Raw genomic sequence first — 773 nt, forward strand, 5'->3', positions numbered from 1 at the left:
GTATTTTCGCCAGTTCAACCCCAATGTCCGCGGCTTCCCAAACCAGATTTTCCGGTATCCGACCCGCCCGAAGCCGAAGTCTGAGAAGACGCGCATCTTTTTCGGGGCGCACAATCGCAGGTCATCGTGGCAGCCCCTGATGGAGACTTTCAACAAGGTGCTCGCGGGCCGGGATGACATTCAGTTCTGCGTCGCGGGGGACGAAGGGTTCTTCGAGGCTCTTGATGTCAGGGACAAAACGGTCATCCCGTCCAAAGACTATTCAGTCTACATGAATGCCCTTCATGCGAGCGATATTGTCTTGTCCCCACTTGAGCCGTCTCCCCAGACGAATGGGAAAAGCGATATCAAGTTCCTGGAGGCCGCCATCTGCGGCGCAGCGATGATTGCCAGTCCCACGGTCTATGGCGACACCATTGTCCAAGGGGAAACCGGTCTGATTGCCCGCACATACAGTGACTGGACCAATGGTTTGACGGCTCTTATCGAGAAACCTGAGCTGAGACGCCGGCTCGCCGCCAACGCAGGGCTTTATGTGCGCCAGCATCGTATGCTGATGCAGCATATCCACAAGCGCACGGACTGGTATCGTGAGCTTTGGGCTAAACGGGAGGAAACCAACGCCCGCTTGCGGGAGACTTTCCCTGAGTTGCGGTAAGTCATATGCAGCTATTAGCAATGTTTGACAAATGCCGTCTGTTGGCATTAGGTGGTGCCTCCCGGAAATCGAGAGGAAGGGCTGAGAAACCGGTTTGATGTTTTGAGGTGGGCCT

At 55.5% G+C, this 773-nt stretch carries 1 protein-coding gene; it reads left to right on the forward strand.

Going from position 1 to position 773, the window contains the following annotated elements; translation table 11 throughout:
- On the forward strand, positions 1-658 hold a 658-nt coding region (locus K6118_RS17185), incomplete at its 5' end, for a glycosyltransferase family protein (protein ID WP_247121729.1).
- Between the last annotated feature and the right edge of the window lie 115 nt (positions 659-773).

The organism is Kordiimonas marina (genome assembly GCF_023006325.1).
GTDB classification, from domain to species: Bacteria; Pseudomonadota; Alphaproteobacteria; order Sphingomonadales; family Kordiimonadaceae; genus Kordiimonas; species Kordiimonas marina.